We start from the raw sequence: 20062 nt of genomic DNA, 5'->3' as shown, positions 1-20062 counted from the left end.
CGATTTGCCCGGGACGCGAGCAGATTCACGCCATGGCGAAGACGAACCAGGACCGCAAAGATCCGCCGATCGACGGCGGCAAATCGCCCGCGCGCGAAACCGAACGCGAACGCACGGAACGCAAACGCCATGAAAGCGAGAACCACGACGAGGCGCTGGAAGAAACCTTTCCCGCGAGCGATCCCGTCTCGCCTTTCGTGCCGGCCAAAGCGCCGAACTGAGCCCATGGCAAGAGCCGCCGGCAGTCGAATGTGGAGTTGGCGACTCCGTAGCTGAAGCATCGGGCCGTTTCGTCCGAGGAATTCCGCGAAGGCTTGCGCGCTCGTCGCCGGGATCCAGCGCGAAGCCGCCGAAGAAGACCTTGCATACGCCGAATCGTGCGCGGCGGCCATCGCCGATTCGCCCGAGACGGCCTACCAAACGCCGCGCTCCGACCGGTGCAAATATCCCGTTCGCGGGATATTCCATCCCTGTTTATGATCTTTTGCTTGCGCTGCCGCGCAACCATTTCATCCCTGCAGCGACGGCTGTCCAGGCATCGTGCCGGGGCCCGCCGCATGGAACGTTCGCCGCGCTCCCTCCCCCCTTTCGCGCGGCGGCGTCCTTTGCAGGAGTCGTTATGAAGAACAATAAGTTGCTGTCCCGTGCATTGCTGGCCCTGGTTCTCGGTGCCGCGGCGCTCGGCGCGCAGGCGCAAGACAAGCCCGGCTTCTACGCCGGCGTGGGCGTCGGCCAATCCTTCGTCGACGAGAACGCCTACGACGACGAAGACACCGCTTTCTCGGCTTTCGGCGGCTATCAATTCAACCGCTATTTCGGCCTGGAAGCCGGCTATTCGGATTTCGGCAAGCTGGAACCGAAGGGTGCCGGACGCGCGCTGGAAGCGGACTCGGTCTCGCTGACCGCGGTCGGCACCGTGCCGTTCACCGACAAGTTTTCCGGTTACGCCAAGGCGGGCTTCCAGCGTTGGAACCTGGATCGCGCGATTCCCGGCCTGACCGGCACGCACGACGACAGCGGCAGCGACCCGACCTACGGCCTGGGCCTGCAGTACCGCTTCACCGACAAGGTCGCGCTGCGCGGCGAATACAGCCGCTTCGAAGTGGAAGACCTCGATCTGGACCTGGCGCAGGTGCAAGTGCGCTTCGATTTCTGAGCCGGCACCGACTAAAAACAAAAAACCGCCGGCATCGACCGGCGGTTTTCTTTTGCGCGCCGTTCTCGGGATCGGCCGATCCCGCGAGGCCGGCGCAACCGGCTCGCCCTCCCGTCGAAAACGACGCCGCGGCGATTGGCCTGGCGATCGGCGGCCTGCGTTAACATCCCGCCATGAACATCGGCCGACGCGATTTCATCCTGGCCGCCGGCGCATTCGCCGCCGGCGCTTGGCTCGCGCCGGCTTGGACCGCAACGGGAGAGCGCAAGACGATGTACGGATTGATCGGCAAGATGACCGCGGCCGCCGGCAAGCGCGACGAACTGGTCGCGATCCTGCTGGAAGGCATCCACGACATGCCCGGCTGCCTGAGTTACGTCGTCGCCCACGATCCGGCGGATGCCGACGGCATCTGGATCACCGAGGTGTGGGACAGCCAAGCCAGCCACCAGGCTTCGCTATCGCTTCCCGCCGTGAAGCAAGCGATCGCGCGCGGCAAGCCTTTGATCGCCGGCTTCAGCAACGGCACGACCACGACGCCGGTCGGCGGGCACGGTCTGTAGGGAGCGCCGCGACGCTATCCCGGGTATCGCCTTCGGCTCCACCCGGGCTACGTTTTGACGATTAGTTCTTGCCTGCGCTGCGGTACGAATTCACCACCACGCCGGTGCTCGTCGTGCGCGTATCGAGCCGCTGCCATCCGGCGGGCGTCGCGCCCTCGGCGAACAAGCGCTTGCCCTTGCCCAACACCACGGGAAACGTCCAAAGCCGGAATTCGTCGACCAAGCCGTACTCGAGCAGAGTCCGCACCAGCTCGCCGCTGCCGGCGACTTGGATCTCGCGGCCGGGTTGCTTCTTCAATTTGGCCACTTGGTGCGCGAGATCGCCTTCGATCAGCCGCGAATGCGCCCAGCCCAAGGATTTGAGCGTGCGCGAAGCCACCAGCTTGGTCACGCTGTTCAACTTGGCCGCGATCGGCTCTTGTTCGCTGTCCGCATGCGGCCAATGCGCGGCGAAGATGTCGTAGGTCTTGCGGCCCAGCAGCAGGACGTCGCAGCGCTCGGTCCAGGCCGCGATCAACCGGGCCATCGTTTCGTCGAAATAAGGAACGATCCAGCCGCCGAGCTCGAAGCCGCCACTGCGGTCTTCCTGGACGCCGCCAGGCGCTTGCATCACGCCGTCCAGGCTGAGAAAGGTGCCTACGACCAGTTTCATTACGGAACCCCCGTTCGTGGAATGGAACGGGCGAGTGCCCGTTTCTTCCTAGACGAACCGAGGCGCGGCGGATCGACAGCCTTCGCCGCAGCTTTCCTTATCCCTCGGGAGAAGCCGGCGCGCAGCGCCGGGTGAGGGTGCGGAGTAACGATGCAGTTCAGTTCGCGTCGCTACGACGAACCCTCATCAGCCCTTCGCGCACCTTCTCCCGAGGGGAGATGGAGCTACGCATCAATCCCATTCTTCCTTGTAGACGAACTTCGGCATGTTCCATTCGTAACGGATCGCCAGCATGCGCAGGGCGAAGCCGATCGCCATGGAACCTATCATCGCGACTTCGTGGCCCACGCCCAGTTTCTGCGCGCCCAGGTACAGGACGCCGGTCGCCAACGAAATGCTGGCGTAAAGCTCCTTCTGGAACAGCAGCGGAACCTGTCCGCAGAGCACGTCGCGCAGCACGCCGCCGAAAGTGCCGGTGATGACGCCGATCACCACGACGATGAAGAACGGCACCTGCACCGACACCGCGATGTTGCAGCCGATCACGGTGAACACCACCAGCCCCAAGGCGTCGAGCGCGAGGAAGGCCTTGTGCAGGCGTTTCATGAAAGGCGCCACGATCCCGGTCGCCAGCGCCGCGCAGATCGTCACTACGAGATAGCTGGGATGCTCGATCCACGCCAAGGGATGGTGGCCGAGCAGCACGTCGCGCACGGTGCCGCCGCCGAGCGCGGTGATGCAAGCGATCACGCAGACGCCGAACCAGTCCATGCTGCGCCGCCCGGCGATCAGGGCGGCGCTCATCGCTTCGGCGGCGATCGCCGCCAGGTAGGCCCAGTGCAACAGCATGGCTGCCTCCCGCCTTTGCGGCGCGGTCTCGGGCCTTCAGTGTAAGTGGCCGCTTCGGCGCATAGGCGATCGGCGGACGCCGAAAATAAGATGCCGCGGGGGCGGCATCCGGGGACTTCTTGCGCGCTTCAGCGCTTCTCGGTCTGCTCGGCCCAGCTCTTCGCATCGCTCTTGCCGTCCAGGAAGGGCAGCACGGTCGGGATCAGGCGCGGCGCGGCGAAGATGTCGTAATGGGTGACGTCGGGCAGGATCGCCAGCCGGTTCTTCGACAGCGTCTCGCGCTGCCAGCCCGCGTCCTGCAGACCGCCGCCCAGCAACTGGTAGAACTTGATTTCGTGTTCGGGGCGGAACATGTCGCCGTCGCCGTAGACCAGCATCGTCGGCATGGTCAGCTTGGCCACGTCGGCCGACCAGTCGTAGTGCTGCTTCATGTAATTGCCGACCGTGTCGAGCAAGCGCGGGAACTCGCCCTTGTTCGGCGCCACGGCGGCGTAGGTCTGGTACATCGGCGTCTGTTCCATCATCGGCGCCATGGCGGCGCCGACCTGGTTCTGCTGGGCGCGGATGCCGGGATAGAAGCCGTCGTCGGAGAACGGCGTGGACACCATCGCCAAGCGGCGCACGCTTTGCGGATGCTGCGCGGCCATCCGGAACGCGACGCCGCCGCCCATCGAATAGCCCAGCACGTCGACCTGCTTGCGGCCCAGCTTGGCGACCAGCGCGGCCATGTCGTCGCCCATCGATTCCAGCTTGAACGGACGCTCGCCCAGCGCGGTGCGGCCGTGGCCTTGCAGATCGACCGCGATCACTTCGCGGGTTTCGGCCAGCTTGGCCAGCGCCGGGCCGAACATGTCGATCGAACCCAAACCGCCGTGCAGCAACAGCAAGGGTTCGCCCTTGCCGTGGATTTCGTAGTAATAGTCGACGCCGTCGATGGCCATATGGCCGGTTTTCGTGGCGGCGCCCGCTTTTGCGACAGCCTGCGGCTGGGACTTTTGCGCGATAGCCGGGGCTGGGGCAAGGGCTACGGCGGCGAAGGTCAGCAATGCGAGGGCGGCGGTCTTGAACATGGTCGTCTCCGTGGTTTCAGCTGGTTGGTTATAAGGGCGACGTACCAAAGACCGGCGGATCGACAAAACTCGGAAAATTTTTTAGGCGACGAATACCCCTCTCCCGCTTGCGGGAGAGGGCTAAAGCGCAAGGCCGCTTAGCTAACGCCGTCTTTCGGCCGTTCTGGCCTAATGGCGGTCCGTCCGCCGCGGAGACCGCCATGTCCGATCAGCCCCGAGCCAAGGCCAGCGATTTCGACCCGGAAGTCCTGCGCCTGTTCGACCAATACGTCCACGGCGTGATCGACCGCCGCGCCTTCCTCGCCGGCGCGGCCCGTTTCGCGGTCGGCGCCGCCGGTGCGGCCGGCTTGCTCGCCGCGCTGAGTCCGCAATTCGCCGCCGCGCAACAGATCAAGCCCGACGATGCGCGGCTGTCGGTCCAGTATTTGGAATTCGATTCGCCGAAGGGCTACGGCAAAGGCCGCGGCTATCTGGTCAAGCCCGCCAAGGCGAAAGGACCGTTGCCGTCGGTGCTCGTCGCGCACGAGAACCGCGGCTTGAATCCGCATATCGAAGACATCGCCCGCCGCCTGGCGTTGGAGAACTTCATCGTCTTCGCGCCGGACGCCTTGTTCCCGCTCGGCGGCTATCCGGGCGAAGAAGACGCCGCGCGCGCCCAGTTCGCCAAGCTCGACCAAGCCAAGACCCGCGAGGATTTCCTGGCCGCGGCCGCGATGCTGCGCGGCATCGAAGGCGGCAACGGCAAGCTCGGCGTCGTCGGCTTCTGCTGGGGCGGCGGGATGTCCAACTTCCTGGCCACGCACGTACCGGAATTGGCGGCGGCGGCGCCGTTCTACGGCCCGGCGCCGGAGCTGGCCGACGTTCCCAAGATCAAGGCCGAAATGCTGATCGTGCTGGCCGGCACCGACGAGCGCGTCAACGCCACCTGGCCGCCGTACGAGCAGGCGCTGAAAGCCGCCGGCGTGAAGTACGCGCTGTACCAACCGGCGGGCACGCAGCACGGCTTCAACAACGACACTACGCCGCGCTACGACGAGAAGGCGGCGAAGGAAGCGTGGCAGCGGACGGTCGCGTTGTTCGAGCGGCGTTTGCGCGGTTGAACCGCCGTCGATCCGCTTTTTGTAGGAGCGGCTTTAGCCGCGAGCTTTCTTTCTCAAATCGCGACAATGCCGCGATTTAAGGAAAGAGCTCGCGGCTAAAGCCGCTCCTACAAAAGCAGGCGTCATGCGCCATCGCCGACGATCGCCGTCACTTCGATCTCCACCCGCGCCTCTTGCGGCGTCAACCCGACCACTTGCAGCAGCGTGCTCGCCGGCCGGTATTCGCCGAAGGCTTCGCGATGCGCCTGCGTCACCAAGGGCAGATCGGCCATGTCGACGATGTAGAAGCGGGTATGCACCACATCCGCCAGCGACGCGCCCAACTCGGCCAGCGCCGGCGCGATGATCGACAGCGCGCTGCGCGCCTGCGCCAACGCATCGCCGCCCAGGTCCGCTTCGCGCGCGGTGGTGCCGGACACGTGGATGTGCGGGCCCACGCGCACGGCGCGGCGATAGCCGTATTCCGCTTCGAACGGATGCTCGGATCGGGTTCCCCGGCGCGTCATGCGTTGCTCTCCGCGCAATGCGTCACTTGCAACCGGCCGCTGCCGCGCCGGGTCCGGCCGCCGCGCGGATGTAGTCGCCGGCGAGCTTGTTGAGCTTGGGATAGTCGGCGCGGTCGGTCACCGCACCGGCGATGGTGCGGCCCGAGATCGGGTCGCGCATCACCAGCGTGCCCCAGAAACCGGAATGGCCGATGCCGCGCGCGCCTTTCAAGTCGTAGTCGAACAACCCCAGGCGATACGGACTGCCGGCCGGCAAGCCTTCCGCGGAAAGCATGCGCTTCAGCGTGGACGGCTTCGAGAAGACGCGGCCTTGCAGCAAAGCGTCGAAGAACACGGCGATGTCGGCGGTCGACGCGACCAAACCGCCGCCGCCGAACAGATCCATGCTCGGATTCCACGCATAGGTGTCGTCGCCTTCGAACACCTGGTGCGCTCGCGTGCGGGCGTGCGCCGGCTCGTAACGTTCCCAATAGGTGTCTTCCAAGCCGAGGCGATCCAGTCCGAGCTGCGCGCGCACGGCGTCGGGCAGGTCTTGGCCGGTGATCTGCTCGACGATCGCGCCCAAGAGCAGATAGCCGGTATCCGAATAGGCGAATTTTTCGCCGGGCGCGCCGACCGGATCGGTCCATTCGACCAGGCGGGCGATGTCGCGGGCGCGCGACCATTCGGTCGTGGGATCGGCCTTGATCGTGGCGATGAACTGCTCGGCTTGCGCATGATCGGCCAAGCCCGACGTGTGGCTGAGCAGATGGCGCACCGTCATCTTCGACGGCGAATAACCGTCGCCGGCCAAACGCTGCGTCCAGGCGGAAGGCAGCCAGCGCGCGATCGGAGCGTCCAGGTCGATGCGGCCTGCTTCCCACAGCTTCAGCACGGTCGCCGCGACGAAAGTCTTGGTGATGCTGGCGATGCGGAAGCCTTCGTCGCCCTTGAGCTTGGCCTGCCCCACTGCGGACAGCACTTGCGTATCGCGGTCGCCTTTCGCGGTGAGCGCGGTCACCACGATCTGGCCTTTCAATCCGGATTCCGCATCGCCGATCGCATGGCGCAAGCAGAGATCTTGCGCGGCGGCGATGGACGGCATCGCCAGCAAACACAGCAGCCATCCCATCGGTTTCATGCGCGGCCTCCGGCTCGGTAGGCCGGCATCATGCCGCATCGCGGCGCGGCGATCAGCCCTCGGGCGCGGGATCCGGCGGCGTCGCGGGTTCGGGCGCCGGCGGCGGCGCGGCCGATTCGCCGGGCTTGGCCGGCAGGTACGACTTCACCCGATCGAAGAAGCGCCGGTAGAAATCCTGGTTCTGCACGGTGTTGCTCGCCACCTTCACCAGCGCCGCTCCGCTGCTGCCGACCGGCAGCGACACCGAACCGAGCACGCCGACGCCGACGCTGGCGGAGTTCGATTGAGTCTTCAACGCGAAGCGGTCTTGCACTGCGTTGACGAAGACCAGAGCGCCCTCGTCTTGCGCGAGGCAGGTGACGCGCACGTTGAGCTGGGTGTGGACTTCCGCATCGGGCTGGAAATTCTTGTTGGCCTCCACCGCATCGGGGCCGGCCTTGGAGATCACATAGCCCTGCCCTAGCAGTGCGCGGGCGACGCTTCGCAAGCCGGCCCGGGCGCCACGGAATAAACGCGCGAATAGGTATCGTCGGCGCCGAAAGTTTCGCCGGACGGCGGCGGTTCTTGTTTGGCGCCGCGCAGGCCGCAGCCGGCCGAGGTCAGCAGGATCGCGAGCGCGAAGCAGTTCGTAACGGTGCGATAGGCCATGGCGCTGGAAGACGGCGGAAGAGAACGAGTCTAGCCAGCGCGATGTTCAGGGCGCCTGAACGTCGCGCCGCAGCCGTTTTCTCGCCGCCTTCACGTCCCACGCTCGCACGAGGCTAGTGCCCCTTGCCGTTGCCTTTGCCGTTGTTGCCCTTGCCGTGGCCGCCTTTGTCGCCCTTGTCGCCGCCGTGGCCTTTGCCGTTGCCGCCATGGTCCTTGCCCGAAGGCGAATGCGACCTCGACGGCGAGGATCCTTTCGCCTGGGACGCATGCGACGGACCCTTGCCTTTGCCCGGGCCGTGCTGCGACCAATCGACGCGCACTGGCCGATCGACCACCACCGGATAGCCCCAATGCCCGTACGTGGTCGCCGCGCCGCGCTTGAACGCATGGAAAGCCGGCGAGCCGGGTTTGATGCCGTAACGCTTGGCCACCGCGCCCCAGCCCTGGCCCGGATGCCGATCGTATTCGCGCACGACCTCGGCGCACGGCAAATTCAACGCGCGCGCCATGGCGCAGGCGTAGTACACGTCGGCCGGCGCCCAGTGGCGCTGGTCGATCAATTCCACCAGCAAGGGCCGCGGTGCGCCGTAGTACCCGGACATCTCGTCGAAGAACGGTTCGCGATAGCGGCGTCCGTAATCGTTGATTTCGCCCAGGCGCGTGTCGACCCACACGTCGCCGGTGCGGATGTTGTAGCCGATGGTTTGCGCCTGCGCCGCGCCGCAAGCGGCGATGCCCAGCGCGATCAACAACGTCCAAATCCGTGCCTTGTTCATGCCCTAACCCTCCGTCTGGATCCGGCCGCCAGTCTGCGATTCGGACATGAATGCCGCATTAGCCGTTGTCCATGTTGAAACGAAGGTCGCAAAAACATCGGCCCGGTACCGTTTTCATCGCGGCCGGGCGGGCAATCTCGCCTCTTCCAGCAGCTTCTTCGGCGCCAACGCGGCGTAACTGGCGACCAGCAGATTTTCAATGCGCTGCCAATCGGTACGCTCGTCCAGCGCCACGCCGAAGATGTCCTCGAACCACACGGGTTTGAAGAACGGATTCCGCCAAAGCTCGGGCGCGTCGGCTTTCGAAAGCGGCGAACGGAAGGTCAGCACCGTCGCCGGTCCGCGCGTGCCGGCCGCTCGGGCGTAGGCCGGCGGCCAACCGTCTTCGATGCGCACCGCGTGCGCGAAATTCTTCTTGCCCACCATCCAGCGCGTACCCGTCCAGGCCGCCTCTTCGTAGGCCGCGGGCAAGGCCAGGCAGATCGCCGCAATTCTCTCGATGGTTTCCGGCGGCACTGGCGGGCGACTGGGCATGCGCTGCTCCTTCAGAACGCGAGCATAGCCGAGCTTGCTCTGTTGCTCAGAGCTTTGCGTAGGAGCGGCCTCGGCCGCGAGCTTTTTCTCAAATTCCCGCGGCGTCTCGATTTGAGAGAAGAGCTCGCGGCCGAGGCCGCTCCTACGAAGAGCAGAATCGCTGACGCGGCATTCATCGCGTACCGGCGAGAATTCGCGTCCGTCGATCCGTGAAGATCCGATGCCGCCGCGTCGCTACGCCATCGTCCAGGCGCCTTCGATACTCGGCTTGAAGCCGACCGGCGTCGAACGCTTGCCCGAAGCCTTGCTCGCGCTGGGCTTGGCCGGCGCGCTGCAAGCGCGCCTCGCCGCGCGCGTGGAAACGCCGGCCTACGATCCCGTGCGCGACCCGGCCACGGGCACGCTCAACGCGCAAGCGATCGCCGCTTGGTCGCCACGCCTGGCCGACGCTTGCGAAAGCGTGCTCGACCGCGGCGAATTTCCGGTGGTGCTGGGCGGAGATTGTTCGATCCTGCTGGGCACTACGCTCGCCTTGAAGCGCCGGGGACGGTACGGCTTGCTGTTCATCGACGGCCACGCCGATTTCTATCAGCCGGAAGCCAATCCGAACGGCGAGGCGGCATCGATGGATCTCGCCTTCGCCACCGGCCATGGCCCCGCGTTGTTGTGCGATATCGAAGGACGCGCTCCGCTGGTGCGCAGCGAAGACGCGGTCGCGTTCGGTTTCCGCGACGCCGACGAACAAGCCGAGTACGGCAGCCAACCGCTGCCGCAAGATTTGCTGGCTTTCGATCTGGCTGCGATCCGCGAATCGGGCGTGGACCAGGCCGCGTCCGCGGCGATCGCGCATCTTACGCGGCCGGAGCTGGATGGCTTCTTCATTCACGTCGATGCGGATTGCCTGCACGACGAGGCGATGCCGGCGGTCGACTACCGGTTGGCGGACGGCCTGACCGCCGGCGAACTGAAGCGCGCGCTGCAACTCGCGCTGGCGAGCGGACGCGCGGTCGGCTTGGAACTCACCATCTACAATCCCGCGCTCGATCGCGACGGCGAGGCGGGCCGCTTGTTGGCCGGATTGCTCGCCGACGCCCTCGGCACCGAAGCGCCCGCGCGCAAATAATCGCCAAAACTCGCGTTCAGCAGCGCGTTCGCATAGCGCAAAAGCGCGCGCCTGGGGTCTTCCCTAGCTTGTTCGCCCTACGGCGCAGACGAAAGATGCCTCCGTGTCCTGCGACGGTGAAAGCCCATGAATCCCATCTCCGAACGCATCGTTCCCGACATCGGCGGCTTGCCGCCCGTCGCGCGAGGCGACAACCCGCGCTACAACGACGTCGTCGACAAGCTGGTGTCCCCGGACGCGACGCAGGAGCAGCGCGACCAGGCGTACGATCTCGTCGCCGGCATCGAGAAGCGCGACCAGGTCTGCTACACCGACGAGGCGCTGACCGAGAAAGCCGCGCAGGCCCTCGCCGACGACCGCACCATTCCGGTCAACGTGTCCGAAGTCGCGCCGTTGGTGCCGCCGGGCACGGTGCTGGGTCCGTTCGCGTCTTCCGACGCGGCGGCCACGGCGATGATGGGCTATTCGAATCCGCTGTCGATCGCCGCCAATCGCGAGAACGGCGGCCTGGTGTTCCGCGATCCGAACAACGGCCAGTTCTACGTATCCACGCCGATGCCGGGCACCTTGGACGGCTTCGACCCGAGCCAGGTGCCGCAGCCCGCCGGTCTGGACGTGTTCGCCTGCTACCACGGCCACGCCGACTATTCGAAGGCCGACGGCACGCGCACCGACGCGGCCGGAGACGAATTCGACAGCAACAACTTCTCCCCGCAGGACAAGCGCGTGGCCGAAGGCGGCTATTGGGGCGACGTGATCTACGTCTCCACGCCGAACGGATCCTTCCGCAAGTACGATGCGGGCAACAACCAGGACACCCGGCTTAACTGACGGCGCCACGATCCCGTGGCACTCCTGGATCGTCCGAGGAGCCGTGCCGCCATGCTGATCAGGATATTACTTATGAGTACACTAGCTTTCGCGGCTTTCCCGCAGGACGCCATGCCGATGCCGAACCAAGACGCGGTGCAGCAGCTCGACGGCAAGAACGCGCGCGCGCTCGCCGCGGCCTATGGCACCTTCCGCGAAAAATTGCCCGAGGCGGATATCGCGGCGTACACGGTCGAAGTCCATGCGCCGGCCGACGGCGCCATCCGCGTGGTTTTCTCGCCCAAGCTCGCCCCCGGCGAAAAACCCACGGTCGGCGGCCGCACCTCGCTGGGCCGCGAGATCAGCGTTTGGGTTTCCGCCGAGGATTACAGCGTCACGCGGAGCGCGTTCTCACGCTGAAGAATCCGTAGGGCGAACCGCCGCAGGCGTTTCCGCCTCGCATCCTTACGAAAAAGACGGAATCCGCTGCGCGGGTTCCGCCCTGCGTTTTTTGTTTTCGCGCCGCGATCAAGCCGGCGCGCGTTCCAAAGTCGCCATATCGATGACGAAGCGATAGCGCACGTCGTTCTTCAGCATGCGCTCGTAAGCTTGGTTGACGTCTTGGATGGCGATCGTCTCGATGTCGCTGACGATGCCGTGCTCGGCGCAAAAATCCATCATCTCCTGGGTTTCGGCCATGCCGCCGATCGCGGAGCCGGAAATGCGCTTGCGGCCGAACATCAGGTTGACGCCGCGCAGCGGCGGCTCCAATTCGGTCAGCGCGCCGACCAGCACCATCGTCGCGTCGCGCTTGAGCAAGGCGGCGTAGGGATTCACGTCGTGGCCGACCGGAATGGTGTTGAGCAGGAAATCGAAGCTGCCCGCGTGCGCGCCCATCGCGTCCGCGTCGCGCGACACCAGCACCTCGTCGGCGCCCAAACGCTTGGCGTCCGCGCCTTTCTCCGGCGTGGTGGTGATCATCACCACGTGCGCGCCCATCGCCTTGGCGAATTTGACGCCCATGTGGCCCAAGCCGCCCAAGCCGATCACGCCGACCTTTTGGCCGGGACCCACTTGCCAATGCCGCAGCGGCGAATAGGTGGTGATGCCGGCGCACAGCAAGGGCGCCACGGCCTTCAAGTCGAGCTTGGGCGAAATCTTCACCGCGAAACGCTCGTCGACGACGATGTGGTCGGAATAGCCGCCGAACGTCAGCCGTTCGCCGCCGCGCTCTTTGGCGTTGTAGGTCCAGGTCGCGCCTTCGAAGCAATACTGTTCGAGATCGGCCTTGCAGTTGTCGCAATGCCGGCACGAATCGACCATGCAGCCGATGCCGGCGATATCGCCGACTTTGAACTTCTTCACATCGGCGCCGACCTCGGCCACGCGGCCTACGATCTCGTGCCCCGGCACCATCGGGAACAACGCGCCGCCCCAATCGTCGCGCGATTGGTGCAAATCGGAATGGCAGATGCCGCTGTACAGGATTTCGACCCGGATGTCGTTCGGACCCGGGCTGCGGCGTTCGAAAGCGAAGGGAACCAGCGGGGAATGCGCGTCTTGCGCGGCGTAACCGTGGGCGAGGGACATGGGGGGTTCCTGGTTGCGGGCCGGCGGCGGCATGGCGCCGCGCGGCGGGGACGGGTGCGGAGAGGATGCGGCGTCCCGTCCGGTCCCGCAATGCACGATCCGGCGGTCTTGCGCTCCGCTCGTGGAGGATCAGGCAAGCGCCGCTTCCGGGCGGGCCGCGTTCTTCGCCATCATCCCGCCGATCTCCTTGAGCAGCTTGGCGGCGACCGTCGCGGTCATCCCGTCGATGTCGCGGCGCGGGTTGTATTCGACGATGTCGGCGGCGACGATCGGCGCCCGCAGCGTATGCAGCAATTCGATTACCTGGCGCGGCGACAATCCGCCCGGCTCGCGGTGCGACACGCCGGGCGCGAATGCGGGGTCCAGCGCGTCCATGTCCATCGACAGATAGATCGGCGTATCGATCTCCAGCGCGAGCGCATCGGCGAAGCGGCCGGCGGGGATCGTTTCCACGCCGAACCGCGCGAACTGTTCGCGGTGGTGGTCGTTGACGGTGCGCAGGCCGACTTGGATCAAGCGATCGGCCAGGCCCTCCTCCATGATCCGCGCGAACGGCGAGGTGTGCGAACGCGGATTGCCTTGATAGGCGTGGTAGATGTCCGGATGCGCGTCGATGTGCAGGATGGTCAGCCGCGGTTGGCGCGGACGCACGCTGCGCATCACCGGATGGGTGATGGCATGGTCGCCGCCCAGGCAGATCAGCGGATGCCCGGCGTCCAAAGCGCGCGCCACGTTTCGCTCGATGAGGTCCCAGGGATCGGCGGCACCGTCGAAAACGATGTCGCCGCGATCCAGGATCCGGCCTTCGAGATCGACGCCGGTTTCGCTCCAGCTGCTGTACGCGTCCGAAAACAACTCGCGCCGGATCGGCGCCGGCGCTTCGGCCGGACCGCGCAGATGGGACGAGTTGTCGTCGTTGGGGATGCCGAGCAAGGAGATCGCCGTCATCGTCGCGCCTCGAAGCGATGGCGCCGCGCGCCGAGGCCAGCCGTTCTACTCGCTTAAAACAGGCTGTCAACACATCGCCGGCAATCCGGATGATTTTTGCGCGCGCGGTCCGCGCACGCAAAAAATTTCCGCCTAGACAGGCTATAGCACGACGTTTTCGATCTTGGTCTGCGACGTCGCCCTGGCCGGCATGATCCGCTCCTGGCCGGTTCGGCCTGGGCTTGGGCATCAGCTTCGTCGCCAGCCTGATCTACGCGCTCTGCGGGGAGGCGACGTTGGCGTTCATCGGCCTGGATTTCGCCAGCACCTAAAAGCGCGGCGATGATCGAACAAAAGCGCGCCGCCGGCGCCAGCGCCGACATCTTGCCGGCGCGTCGGAGTTGAGCGCAGACCAACGCGCATCGCGATCGCAGCCGCGCAGCAGGCGCAGCGACCGCATGCCGGATCAAACGCGGGTCGGGTCGTCCACCCCAATGCCGAACGCTGCCCGCAGAGCTTCCTCATCGCTCTGCAGCACGGCGCGCATGCGGTCCTCGGACAAGGATCGGATGACCCACTTCACCGAAGCGCCGCCGAAGCGCGTGGTCAGCAGCGGCATGGCCAGAAAATAGGACGGCCCGGGCCCGACGCAGTACCAGAAGGATGTCGATGGCACGGGATCGGGCCCCAACTGCCATACGTCGTCGTAGGCGAAGGGCATCGAATCGCGCGCGATCTTGACCACGCGCAGGGCTCCCCCGTCACCGTGCCGGCGGGCGTAGGGAAACGCTGCGCATCGAAACTATCGTCCAGAGCCCGCTTGACCCGCTTGCGGCCATCCAGCGTCGTCCAAACCGTCAGCGCCACGATGGCGATGCCCAGCAAGAAGTACAGGAGTGCGGTCATGCGGGGCTCCGGCTAGGACGTCCGCATGATAGAGGGGGATCGCCCGCCGCACCGACACGGCGTAAACAACCGTTCGCGGACAATCGCCCGCCTCTCCCCCTCGCGAGCCATCGCCATGGAACTCAAACGCGGCCGGTTGATCGACCACTTGCACCTGCGCGCTCAAGACCTGGACGCCAGCAAGCGCTTCTACGCGGCCGTGCTGGAGGTGTTGGGCATTCCGTTGACCGAAGGCGAAGGCCATTTCTTCGCCGACGAATTATGGGTCGACCACGGCGAGCAGCCCAGCCGCGTCCATTTCGCGTTCCAAGCGCCGGACCGGGAAACGGTGGACCGTTTCCATCGCGCCGGCCTGGCCGCCGGCGGCCGCGACAACGGCGCGCCGGGCGAGCGCCGCTACCATCCCGGCTACTACGCCGCCTTCCTGTTGGATCCGGACGGCAACAACATCGAAGCGGTGCACCATGGTCCGGGGCGGCGTTCGGCGGATGCGGTCACCATCGTCGCCGGACCGTAGGCGTCCGCGTATCGCCCGGGTTCGGCGTCGCAAATTTCAAGACGTATCCGCGGCCGCGCCATCCGGCGGCATCGCCGTAGGCAGAACGCTTATAAGTAGACTATCTATAGCTCTGTAGAGCCGCGAACGACGTCATCCTATTGTGGGCGGATGACTTCACCCCTCATGCAACGGCTCGGCGTCGCGATCAGGTCGCGGCGCCACAACGCAGGCTACAGCCAGGAACGTTTCGCCGCCCGGATCGGCATGCATCGCGCTTACTACAGCGCGATCGAACGCGGCGAAAAGAATTTGCAGATCGACACGCTGCAGCGGGTCTGCGACGGGTTGGAAATCCGGGTCTGGGAAATCTTGCAGGACGCCGATCTGATCGCGGCCGATTCCGCGGCGCCGGAAAACGAAGCGGCGAGCAGCGGGCTTTCCTGACTATCCTGCGGACGCCGGCCGCGGGATACTGGCCCGCCCGGAATCCGCCTGGGAGCGTCCATGAAGATAACCGCCACCGTCGCGCAGCTGCGCACCACGGACCTGGAAGGCTCGATCCATTTCTACACGCAGCGATTGGGCATGACGCTCGCGTTCCGCCACCAAGATTTCTATGCCGGCATCGATACCGGCGGCGGAACGTTCCACCTGAAGCATACGGACGAAGCGGACCCGTCCGTCGCCTACGTGCGCGATGCCGGGCATTTCCACCTTTACCTGCAAACCGACGACGCCGCCGCGCTGGCCGCCGCCTTCGCGCGGCGCGGCGTGGACATCGTCGAGGACGTGCACGAAACGCCCTGGGCGACGCGCGAGTTCGTCGTCGAGGACGATCAAGGGCATACGCTCTATTTCGGCGAACCGCTGCGCGCATCGCCGTAGCGCCCCGGGCCGCGCGTAACGACCCGGAGCGCGTTCCGCTCACGCAGGTTGCGGCACGGGCCGCGGGCCTTCGCCTTTCGGCTTGCGCGCGGACGGGAAGAACATCGCGATGCAAGCCGCCGCCAGGCCGACCATCATCGAACCGATGTACAGCCAGGTATAGCTGCCGAAGCGGTCGAACAACCAACCGCCGATCAGCGGACCGAACGCCATGCCCAAGCTCGACAGCATCGTCGCGGCGCCCAGCACGGTGCCGAGGATGCGCGGCGGGAACGCTTCGCGCGCGAGCGAGGCGTACAAGGGCATGGTGCCGCCGTAGGCCATGCCGAATACGATGGCGACCGCGTAAAACCCCTCGAGCTGGTTCACGCTCAGGTAGGTCACCGCCGCGAACGCCTGCACGAACAGCCCCGCCACCAATACGATCTTGGCGCCCAGCTTGTCGGCCAGCACGCCGAACAACAGGCGTCCGCCCAAACCCGCCGCGCCTTCCATGCTGTAGATGGTGACCGCCGCCGTCATCGACAGGCCGCAACCGACCGCGTAGCTGACGGTATGGAAGATCGGCCCGGAGTGCGCGGCGCAGCAGGCGAAATAAGCCAGCGCCAGCACGATGAAGGGTTTGGAGCGCAACGCTTGAGCGGCGGACAGGCCGTTCGCGCCTGCGCTTTCGCCCGCGCCCGCCGCCGAAGCCGCGGGCGCGGCGCGCACGAACCACACCGCGGGCAAGGTCAGCGCCCACGCCAGCACGCCGACGATCAACAAAGTTTGGCGCCAGTCGTAATGCGTGATCAGCCAGGCCACCAGCGGCGACAGCGTCATCGGCGCCACGCCCACGCCCGCCGACACCAACGAAATCGCCAGATTGCGGCGCCGCTCGAACGAAGAAGCGGTCGCCGCGATCACCGGTGCGAAGAAGCTCGCCGCCGCCGCGCCCAACAGCACACCGTAGCTGAGCTGGAACTGCAGCAGGCTATCGGCGCGGCTGGCCAGTACGCATGCCAAGCCCAGCAGCACCGATCCGGCCAGCACGCATACGCGCGGGCCGTAGCGGTCGCTCAGCATTCCCCAACCGAAGCCGGCGAAGCCCAAAGCGAGAAAGGCCAAGGTCATCGCGCTGGACAATCCGGCGCGCGACCAGCCGGTGGCGGTGCTCATCGGTTGCAGCAGCACGGCGAGCGCGAACACCGTGCCGACGGCGACGCAGCCCAGCACCGCGCCCGCGGCGACCAAGCCCCAGTTGCGGTCGAGTTGCGGTGAGGAAGGGTTCGAAATCGGGTTCATGGAAATCCTCCGTTTGATCCTAGTCGGCCCGCCGTCCGCGAAATCGACCGCGGCGCGCGCGCAAATCGGTTTTTTCGGCGATCGATCGCCTTTGGCTCCGCCCCGGGCAGCGCCGATGGGGCGATTGGCCCCCGAACCCGCCCGGAATTCATTCAACCAATAAGTTGACTTTACCGGAGCCAGTACGTATATTCAACTCCATGGTTGAATTTCATCGCCGCTGGTGGATTCGACGCTTGGACGCCCTGGAGCTGCTCCTGCGCATCGACGACGCCTGCCAAGATTCCCGCCCGCAAAGGAGTAATCCCATGACCGCATCCGACGCTTACGGCGTATTGACCGAACCGACTACGCTGAAGATCCAACGCTTGCTGCCCGGCCCCGTCGAACGCGTGTGGGCCTACCTCACCGACAGCGACCTGCGCCGGCAATGGCTGGCCGCCGGCGACATGCGCCTGGAACCCGGCGCGCCGTTCGAATTCGTCTGGCGCAACGACGAGCTCAGCGATAAGCCCGGCCCCCGGCCCGACGGCTACGACGAAGAAATGCGCATGCGCAGCCATGTCGTCGAAGCCGATCCGCCGCGCAAGCTGGTCATCGCCTGGCAAGGCAGCGGCGACGTGTCTTTCGAACTGGAGCCCCGCGGCAAGCAGGTGCTGCTCACCATCGTCCATCGCCAGCTGCCCGATCGCGACACCCTATTGGAAGTCGCCGCCGGCTGGCATATGCACCTGGACATCCTGGTCGCGCGTGCGAACGGCGGCGCGCCGGCCCCGTTCTGGGACGGCTGGAGCCGCCTGCATCGCGATTACGACGAACGTCTTCCGGCCTGAAATCCGAGCAAACACGAATACCCACAAGGAGAAATTCCGATGGTCGATATCCTGCACCGCGTCGGCATCCAAGCTTCGCCGAACGAAGTCTTCCGAGCGATCGCTACCCGCGAAGGCCTCGCCGGCTGGTGGACGGACGATACGCGCGGCAGCGCCGAACCCGGCGGCAAACTGCATTTCCAATTCGGCGACCGCGGCTTCTTCGACATCGAGGTGCTCGAAGCCGAACCCGGCCAGCGCGTGCTGTGGCGGGTGACCGACGGCCCGCAGGAATGGATCGGCACGAAGATCGTGTGGGACCTGAAGCAGGAAGACGGCTACGCCATCGTCCTGTTCAAGCATGAAGGCTGGAAGGAGCCGGTGGAGTTCATGCACCACTGCAGCACCAAGTGGGCGGTGTTCCTGCTGAGCCTGAAGTCGCTGGCCGAAACCGGCGCGGGTTCGCCCTATCCGGACGACGCCAAGATCGACAATTGGAACTGAGGGCCCAGGTCCGACGCTACGCAAACGGACGCGGCTTATCCGCCGCGTCCGTATTCGGCGATCACTTCTTCCGGCGTCGGATTCGCTTTGGCGCGGCCGTTGACGTAGACGATCGGAATCGGGCCGTTCATCACCTCGGTCACGCGGTCGGCTTGTTCCTGTGACGTCAGATTGCTGAATTCCGCATGGCTGGTTTGGCTGTACGGCACGTTGTGGTCGGACAGGCGGCCCATCAAACGGCGCGCGCGCTGGGCGGCTTCGGATGGGCAATTCTCGGGCGTAAAAACGACCACGCCCCGCGCCGGCACGCCGTCGGGCAGCGGTATCTCGGCGAAGGTGCTGGACGAGGACACGCGATCGCCGGCCTCGGCGCCTTGCGCCGAGCTCTTCGGTTTCATCACATCCCAGGCCACAACGCCGGCCATCGCCAATCCGACCACGGCCAGCAAGGCCAGCAGCTTCCCGAGATTCATGTCAGTCCCCTGAGCGCAATCCTGCGCCCGCCCATCATAAAACGATCCTGCGCCGGCGAATCAGGCTTCGTCGAAAGCCTCGTCCGGCTGCAGACCGCGCACGAAGGCCTCGAAATTGGCGGCGACTTCGGTGACGGCGTAATCGCGCTCCTGATCGACGTGCACCACGCGCGGCTCGCCGTGCGGGCCGCAAGCGCGGTAATCGAAGCAAAGCATGTCGTGGCCGGCGGAAGGACAATCGGCGAAATAGACGCCGATCGGCGGGTAGCCCCACTCTTCCATCATGAAGCGGCTGCCCAGCGCGCCGCAAAGCGAGTACGGCTTGTCCGCGCCGATCGACAGGAAGGCCGTCATGGCCACGTGGTCCGGCGCCCAGGAGGTGGGCACTGCGGTGCGGTGGCAGCGGGCGACCGGCGCGCCGCCGTTGCGCCGGCCCATCAATTCGACGTACGCGGCCGGCAGCTTGTAGCCGAGCGTGCGTTCGACGAAGGCGATCTTGTCCGGCGTCAGCGGATCGTCCGTGTATTCGCGGGCGTAGAATTCGTGCTCGTCCCAAAACGCGGAGAGGTCCAGGTCGTCGAAAATCCCGCTCATGTCGCACCGCTACCTAGGGCGATGGCCGATCCGGTGAACGGCAGCACCGTGCGATACCCGGGCGGCGGCGCAATCGCGGCCGCGGCCGCGGTGCCGAATTGGGTGACGCCGCGTCCGACGCTTTCCTCCAAATCGTAGCGCCGGCCGCCGAATTCGAACGGTACGCTTGCGATCAGGTGCGCGGTGAACACATTGGCTCCGACCAACGGCAGCGAAACGCTTGCACCGTTCAAGGCGAGATTCGCGGCCACCGTCGTGCCTACCGCTAGGCTCGCGCGCCGAAACGTGGCGATGCATTCGCCCTGCGCGAACGAGGCCGGATCGCCGAAATCGCCGGCCGGCCGCCGCTGCAAGTAGAGCGAGAATTCGCCGACCGGATCCAGCCCGAGCTTGAGCGCGCCGTTGACGACCGCCTTCGCCTGGAAAGGCTTCGCGGCGAAAGTGAAATGCGCCGTTGTTTCGCCCATGATCGCGCCATCGAACAAAGACGCCTCGGCGAAAGGCAGGTGCAGGAAATAGCCGTAGTCGGCCAGCGATCCGTCTTCGGCCTCGTAGAAACGGCCGGTGGCGTACCAGGCGAGTTCGGCGGACGATAAGGCAGTCATGGGTTCGGTCCTTGGCCCGGCGGCGAGAGTGCGCGGCACCTTAGCCTAGCGGCGACGCGGATACTGCGTTTGGCGT

Annotated in this window: 28 protein-coding genes; 12 read left to right on the top strand and 16 right to left on the bottom strand. The window is 65.9% G+C overall.

What is annotated here, in order from left to right:
* Nucleotides 1-32 precede the first annotated feature (32 nt).
* The 3 genes from FCE95_RS15550 to FCE95_RS15540 all read left to right on the top strand — a co-directional run bounded on the left by FCE95_RS15550 (nt 33) and on the right by FCE95_RS15540 (nt 1719).
* Entirely contained in the window at nt 33-221 is a 189-nt protein-coding gene (locus tag FCE95_RS15550; protein WP_137267952.1) for a hypothetical protein, read from the top strand.
* 398 nt (nt 222-619) lie between these two features.
* Nucleotides 620-1156 (top strand): outer membrane beta-barrel protein, encoded by a 537-nt coding sequence (locus FCE95_RS15545; RefSeq protein ID WP_137267951.1) that lies wholly within the window; start codon nt 620-622, stop codon nt 1154-1156.
* Nucleotides 1157-1329: 173 nt separating this feature from the next.
* On the top strand, nt 1330-1719 hold the full coding sequence (locus FCE95_RS15540; RefSeq protein ID WP_137267950.1) for a putative quinol monooxygenase: 390 nt from the start codon (nt 1330-1332) through the stop codon (nt 1717-1719).
* A 61-nt stretch (nt 1720-1780) separates the two neighbouring features.
* On the opposite strand, the gene FCE95_RS15535 is transcribed toward FCE95_RS15540, so the two are convergent.
* The 3 genes from FCE95_RS15535 to FCE95_RS15525 all read right to left on the bottom strand — a co-directional run bounded on the left by FCE95_RS15535 (nt 1781) and on the right by FCE95_RS15525 (nt 4290).
* Nucleotides 1781-2371 (bottom strand): dihydrofolate reductase family protein, encoded by a 591-nt coding sequence (locus FCE95_RS15535; protein ID WP_137267949.1) that lies wholly within the window; start codon nt 2369-2371, stop codon nt 1781-1783.
* A gap of 231 nt (nt 2372-2602) precedes the next feature.
* Nucleotides 2603-3220 (bottom strand): trimeric intracellular cation channel family protein, encoded by a 618-nt coding sequence (locus FCE95_RS15530; protein ID WP_137267948.1) that lies wholly within the window; start codon nt 3218-3220, stop codon nt 2603-2605.
* 128 nt (nt 3221-3348) lie between these two features.
* Entirely contained in the window at nt 3349-4290 is a 942-nt protein-coding gene (locus FCE95_RS15525; RefSeq protein WP_137267947.1) for an alpha/beta fold hydrolase, read from the bottom strand.
* A gap of 200 nt (nt 4291-4490) precedes the next feature.
* Between FCE95_RS15525 and FCE95_RS15520 the strand changes: the two genes are divergently transcribed.
* Nucleotides 4491-5390, top strand: coding sequence for a dienelactone hydrolase family protein (locus FCE95_RS15520; RefSeq protein WP_137267946.1), 900 nt, complete (start codon nt 4491-4493; stop codon nt 5388-5390).
* Nucleotides 5391-5512: 122 nt separating this feature from the next.
* On the opposite strand, the gene FCE95_RS15515 is transcribed toward FCE95_RS15520, so the two are convergent.
* The 6 genes from FCE95_RS15515 to FCE95_RS15495 form a co-directional block, all read right to left on the bottom strand.
* Nucleotides 5513-5896: a Rid family hydrolase gene (locus FCE95_RS15515; protein WP_137267945.1), complete on the bottom strand. Its 384-nt coding sequence runs from the start codon at nt 5894-5896 to the stop codon at nt 5513-5515.
* Nucleotides 5897-5918: 22 nt separating this feature from the next.
* Nucleotides 5919-7016, bottom strand: a complete 1098-nt coding sequence (locus FCE95_RS15510) for a serine hydrolase domain-containing protein (RefSeq protein ID WP_189644799.1) — start codon at nt 7014-7016, stop codon at nt 5919-5921.
* A 52-nt stretch (nt 7017-7068) separates the two neighbouring features.
* The gene (locus FCE95_RS15505) at nt 7069-7464 is read right to left on the bottom strand and encodes a DUF2242 domain-containing protein (protein ID WP_425481312.1); all 396 of its coding nucleotides are present in this window, start codon (nt 7462-7464) and stop codon (nt 7069-7071) included.
* Between the two features lie 11 nt (nt 7465-7475).
* Nucleotides 7476-7664 carry a hypothetical protein gene (locus tag FCE95_RS17500; protein ID WP_425481311.1) on the bottom strand — a complete coding sequence of 63 codons (189 nt, stop codon included), beginning with the start codon at nt 7662-7664 and terminating at the stop codon, nt 7476-7478.
* 113 nt (nt 7665-7777) lie between these two features.
* Nucleotides 7778-8440: a hypothetical protein gene (locus FCE95_RS15500; protein ID WP_137267943.1), complete on the bottom strand. Its 663-nt coding sequence runs from the start codon at nt 8438-8440 to the stop codon at nt 7778-7780.
* Between the two features lie 114 nt (nt 8441-8554).
* Nucleotides 8555-8974 carry an MmcQ/YjbR family DNA-binding protein gene (locus FCE95_RS15495; RefSeq protein ID WP_137267942.1) on the bottom strand — a complete coding sequence of 140 codons (420 nt, stop codon included), beginning with the start codon at nt 8972-8974 and terminating at the stop codon, nt 8555-8557.
* 220 nt (nt 8975-9194) lie between these two features.
* On the opposite strand from FCE95_RS15495, the gene FCE95_RS15490 reads away from it, so the two are divergent.
* From FCE95_RS15490 to FCE95_RS15480, 3 genes are all read left to right on the top strand, one after another.
* Nucleotides 9195-10097, top strand: a complete 903-nt coding sequence (locus tag FCE95_RS15490; protein ID WP_137267941.1) for an arginase family protein — start codon at nt 9195-9197, stop codon at nt 10095-10097.
* A gap of 126 nt (nt 10098-10223) precedes the next feature.
* Nucleotides 10224-10928: a DUF4329 domain-containing protein gene (locus tag FCE95_RS15485; RefSeq protein ID WP_137267940.1), complete on the top strand. Its 705-nt coding sequence runs from the start codon at nt 10224-10226 to the stop codon at nt 10926-10928.
* 72 nt (nt 10929-11000) lie between these two features.
* A complete protein-coding gene (locus FCE95_RS15480) occupies nt 11001-11327 on the top strand; it encodes a hypothetical protein (protein ID WP_137267939.1) in 327 nt (108 codons plus the stop codon).
* 108 nt (nt 11328-11435) lie between these two features.
* Here the strand turns inward: FCE95_RS15480 and FCE95_RS15475 are convergent, their stop codons facing one another.
* The 3 genes from FCE95_RS15475 to FCE95_RS15465 form a co-directional block, all read right to left on the bottom strand.
* Nucleotides 11436-12497, bottom strand: a complete 1062-nt coding sequence (locus FCE95_RS15475; protein WP_137267938.1) for an NAD(P)-dependent alcohol dehydrogenase — start codon at nt 12495-12497, stop codon at nt 11436-11438.
* A 129-nt stretch (nt 12498-12626) separates the two neighbouring features.
* Entirely contained in the window at nt 12627-13445 is an 819-nt protein-coding gene (locus FCE95_RS15470) for an arginase family protein (protein WP_137267937.1), read from the bottom strand.
* Nucleotides 13446-13890: 445 nt separating this feature from the next.
* The gene (locus FCE95_RS15465) at nt 13891-14169 is read right to left on the bottom strand and encodes a hypothetical protein (RefSeq protein WP_137267936.1); all 279 of its coding nucleotides are present in this window, start codon (nt 14167-14169) and stop codon (nt 13891-13893) included.
* Between the two features lie 276 nt (nt 14170-14445).
* Between FCE95_RS15465 and FCE95_RS15460 the strand changes: the two genes are divergently transcribed.
* The 3 genes from FCE95_RS15460 (at nt 14446) to FCE95_RS15450 (ending at nt 15714) form a co-directional block, all read left to right on the top strand.
* Complete coding sequence (locus tag FCE95_RS15460) at nt 14446-14847, top strand: VOC family protein (RefSeq protein ID WP_137267935.1); 402 nt, start codon at nt 14446-14448, stop codon at nt 14845-14847.
* Nucleotides 14848-14997: 150 nt separating this feature from the next.
* The gene (locus FCE95_RS15455) at nt 14998-15273 is read left to right on the top strand and encodes a helix-turn-helix domain-containing protein (protein WP_137267934.1); all 276 of its coding nucleotides are present in this window, start codon (nt 14998-15000) and stop codon (nt 15271-15273) included.
* 60 nt (nt 15274-15333) lie between these two features.
* Nucleotides 15334-15714, top strand: a complete 381-nt coding sequence (locus tag FCE95_RS15450) for a VOC family protein (RefSeq protein ID WP_137267933.1) — start codon at nt 15334-15336, stop codon at nt 15712-15714.
* A 39-nt stretch (nt 15715-15753) separates the two neighbouring features.
* Here FCE95_RS15450 and FCE95_RS15445 read toward each other — a convergent pair whose 3' ends face one another.
* Nucleotides 15754-16998 carry an MFS transporter gene (locus tag FCE95_RS15445; RefSeq protein WP_137267932.1) on the bottom strand — a complete coding sequence of 415 codons (1245 nt, stop codon included), beginning with the start codon at nt 16996-16998 and terminating at the stop codon, nt 15754-15756.
* Nucleotides 16999-17306: 308 nt separating this feature from the next.
* Between FCE95_RS15445 and FCE95_RS15440 the strand changes: the two genes are divergently transcribed.
* Together FCE95_RS15440 and FCE95_RS15435 are read left to right on the top strand one after the other, a co-directional pair.
* Nucleotides 17307-17831 carry an SRPBCC family protein gene (locus tag FCE95_RS15440; protein WP_137267931.1) on the top strand — a complete coding sequence of 175 codons (525 nt, stop codon included), beginning with the start codon at nt 17307-17309 and terminating at the stop codon, nt 17829-17831.
* 39 nt (nt 17832-17870) lie between these two features.
* On the top strand, nt 17871-18314 hold the full coding sequence (locus FCE95_RS15435) for an SRPBCC family protein (RefSeq protein ID WP_137267930.1): 444 nt from the start codon (nt 17871-17873) through the stop codon (nt 18312-18314).
* Between the two features lie 35 nt (nt 18315-18349).
* Here the strand turns inward: FCE95_RS15435 and FCE95_RS15430 are convergent, their stop codons facing one another.
* Genes FCE95_RS15430 through FCE95_RS15420 form a run of 3 tightly spaced genes read right to left on the bottom strand, consistent with a single transcriptional unit; the run spans nt 18350 to nt 19986 of the window.
* Nucleotides 18350-18787: a hypothetical protein gene (locus FCE95_RS15430; protein WP_137267929.1), complete on the bottom strand. Its 438-nt coding sequence runs from the start codon at nt 18785-18787 to the stop codon at nt 18350-18352.
* 60 nt (nt 18788-18847) lie between these two features.
* A complete protein-coding gene (locus FCE95_RS15425; protein ID WP_137267928.1) occupies nt 18848-19381 on the bottom strand; it encodes an SMI1/KNR4 family protein in 534 nt (177 codons plus the stop codon).
* Entirely contained in the window at nt 19378-19986 is a 609-nt protein-coding gene (locus FCE95_RS15420) for a hypothetical protein (RefSeq protein WP_137267927.1), read from the bottom strand. The genes FCE95_RS15425 and FCE95_RS15420 overlap by 4 nt, the downstream gene beginning before the upstream one ends.
* Between the last annotated feature and the right edge of the window lie 76 nt (nt 19987-20062).

The sequence above is a fragment of the Luteimonas gilva genome, assembly GCF_005239095.1.
Lineage (GTDB): Bacteria > Pseudomonadota > Gammaproteobacteria > Xanthomonadales > Xanthomonadaceae > Luteimonas_C > Luteimonas_C gilva.
Note: the sequence above shows the minus strand (reverse complement) of the source record. Positions and strands in the feature narration are given on the sequence as shown.

Coding starts and splice junctions, on each gene's coding strand:
- FCE95_RS15550 (WP_137267952.1), top strand. CDS start 33: ATGGCGAAGACGAACCAGGACCGCAAAGATCCGCCGATCGACGGCGGC.
- FCE95_RS15545 (WP_137267951.1), top strand. CDS start 620: ATGAAGAACAATAAGTTGCTGTCCCGTGCATTGCTGGCCCTGGTTCTC.
- FCE95_RS15540 (WP_137267950.1), top strand. CDS start 1,330: ATGAACATCGGCCGACGCGATTTCATCCTGGCCGCCGGCGCATTCGCC.
- FCE95_RS15535 (WP_137267949.1), bottom strand. CDS start 2,371: ATGAAACTGGTCGTAGGCACCTTTCTCAGCCTGGACGGCGTGATGCAA.
- FCE95_RS15530 (WP_137267948.1), bottom strand. CDS start 3,220: ATGCTGTTGCACTGGGCCTACCTGGCGGCGATCGCCGCCGAAGCGATG.
- FCE95_RS15525 (WP_137267947.1), bottom strand. CDS start 4,290: ATGTTCAAGACCGCCGCCCTCGCATTGCTGACCTTCGCCGCCGTAGCC.
- FCE95_RS15520 (WP_137267946.1), top strand. CDS start 4,491: ATGTCCGATCAGCCCCGAGCCAAGGCCAGCGATTTCGACCCGGAAGTC.
- FCE95_RS15515 (WP_137267945.1), bottom strand. CDS start 5,896: ATGACGCGCCGGGGAACCCGATCCGAGCATCCGTTCGAAGCGGAATAC.
- FCE95_RS15510 (WP_189644799.1), bottom strand. CDS start 7,016: ATGAAACCGATGGGATGGCTGCTGTGTTTGCTGGCGATGCCGTCCATC.
- FCE95_RS17500 (WP_425481311.1), bottom strand. CDS start 7,664: ATGGCCTATCGCACCGTTACGAACTGCTTCGCGCTCGCGATCCTGCTG.
- FCE95_RS15500 (WP_137267943.1), bottom strand. CDS start 8,440: ATGAACAAGGCACGGATTTGGACGTTGTTGATCGCGCTGGGCATCGCC.
- FCE95_RS15495 (WP_137267942.1), bottom strand. CDS start 8,974: ATGCCCAGTCGCCCGCCAGTGCCGCCGGAAACCATCGAGAGAATTGCG.
- FCE95_RS15490 (WP_137267941.1), top strand. CDS start 9,195: ATGCCGCCGCGTCGCTACGCCATCGTCCAGGCGCCTTCGATACTCGGC.
- FCE95_RS15485 (WP_137267940.1), top strand. CDS start 10,224: ATGAATCCCATCTCCGAACGCATCGTTCCCGACATCGGCGGCTTGCCG.
- FCE95_RS15480 (WP_137267939.1), top strand. CDS start 11,001: ATGAGTACACTAGCTTTCGCGGCTTTCCCGCAGGACGCCATGCCGATG.
- FCE95_RS15475 (WP_137267938.1), bottom strand. CDS start 12,497: ATGTCCCTCGCCCACGGTTACGCCGCGCAAGACGCGCATTCCCCGCTG.
- FCE95_RS15470 (WP_137267937.1), bottom strand. CDS start 13,445: ATGACGGCGATCTCCTTGCTCGGCATCCCCAACGACGACAACTCGTCC.
- FCE95_RS15460 (WP_137267935.1), top strand. CDS start 14,446: ATGGAACTCAAACGCGGCCGGTTGATCGACCACTTGCACCTGCGCGCT.
- FCE95_RS15455 (WP_137267934.1), top strand. CDS start 14,998: ATGACTTCACCCCTCATGCAACGGCTCGGCGTCGCGATCAGGTCGCGG.
- FCE95_RS15450 (WP_137267933.1), top strand. CDS start 15,334: ATGAAGATAACCGCCACCGTCGCGCAGCTGCGCACCACGGACCTGGAA.
- FCE95_RS15445 (WP_137267932.1), bottom strand. CDS start 16,998: ATGAACCCGATTTCGAACCCTTCCTCACCGCAACTCGACCGCAACTGG.
- FCE95_RS15440 (WP_137267931.1), top strand. CDS start 17,307: ATGACCGCATCCGACGCTTACGGCGTATTGACCGAACCGACTACGCTG.
- FCE95_RS15435 (WP_137267930.1), top strand. CDS start 17,871: ATGGTCGATATCCTGCACCGCGTCGGCATCCAAGCTTCGCCGAACGAA.
- FCE95_RS15430 (WP_137267929.1), bottom strand. CDS start 18,787: ATGAATCTCGGGAAGCTGCTGGCCTTGCTGGCCGTGGTCGGATTGGCG.
- FCE95_RS15425 (WP_137267928.1), bottom strand. CDS start 19,381: ATGAGCGGGATTTTCGACGACCTGGACCTCTCCGCGTTTTGGGACGAG.
- FCE95_RS15420 (WP_137267927.1), bottom strand. CDS start 19,986: ATGACTGCCTTATCGTCCGCCGAACTCGCCTGGTACGCCACCGGCCGT.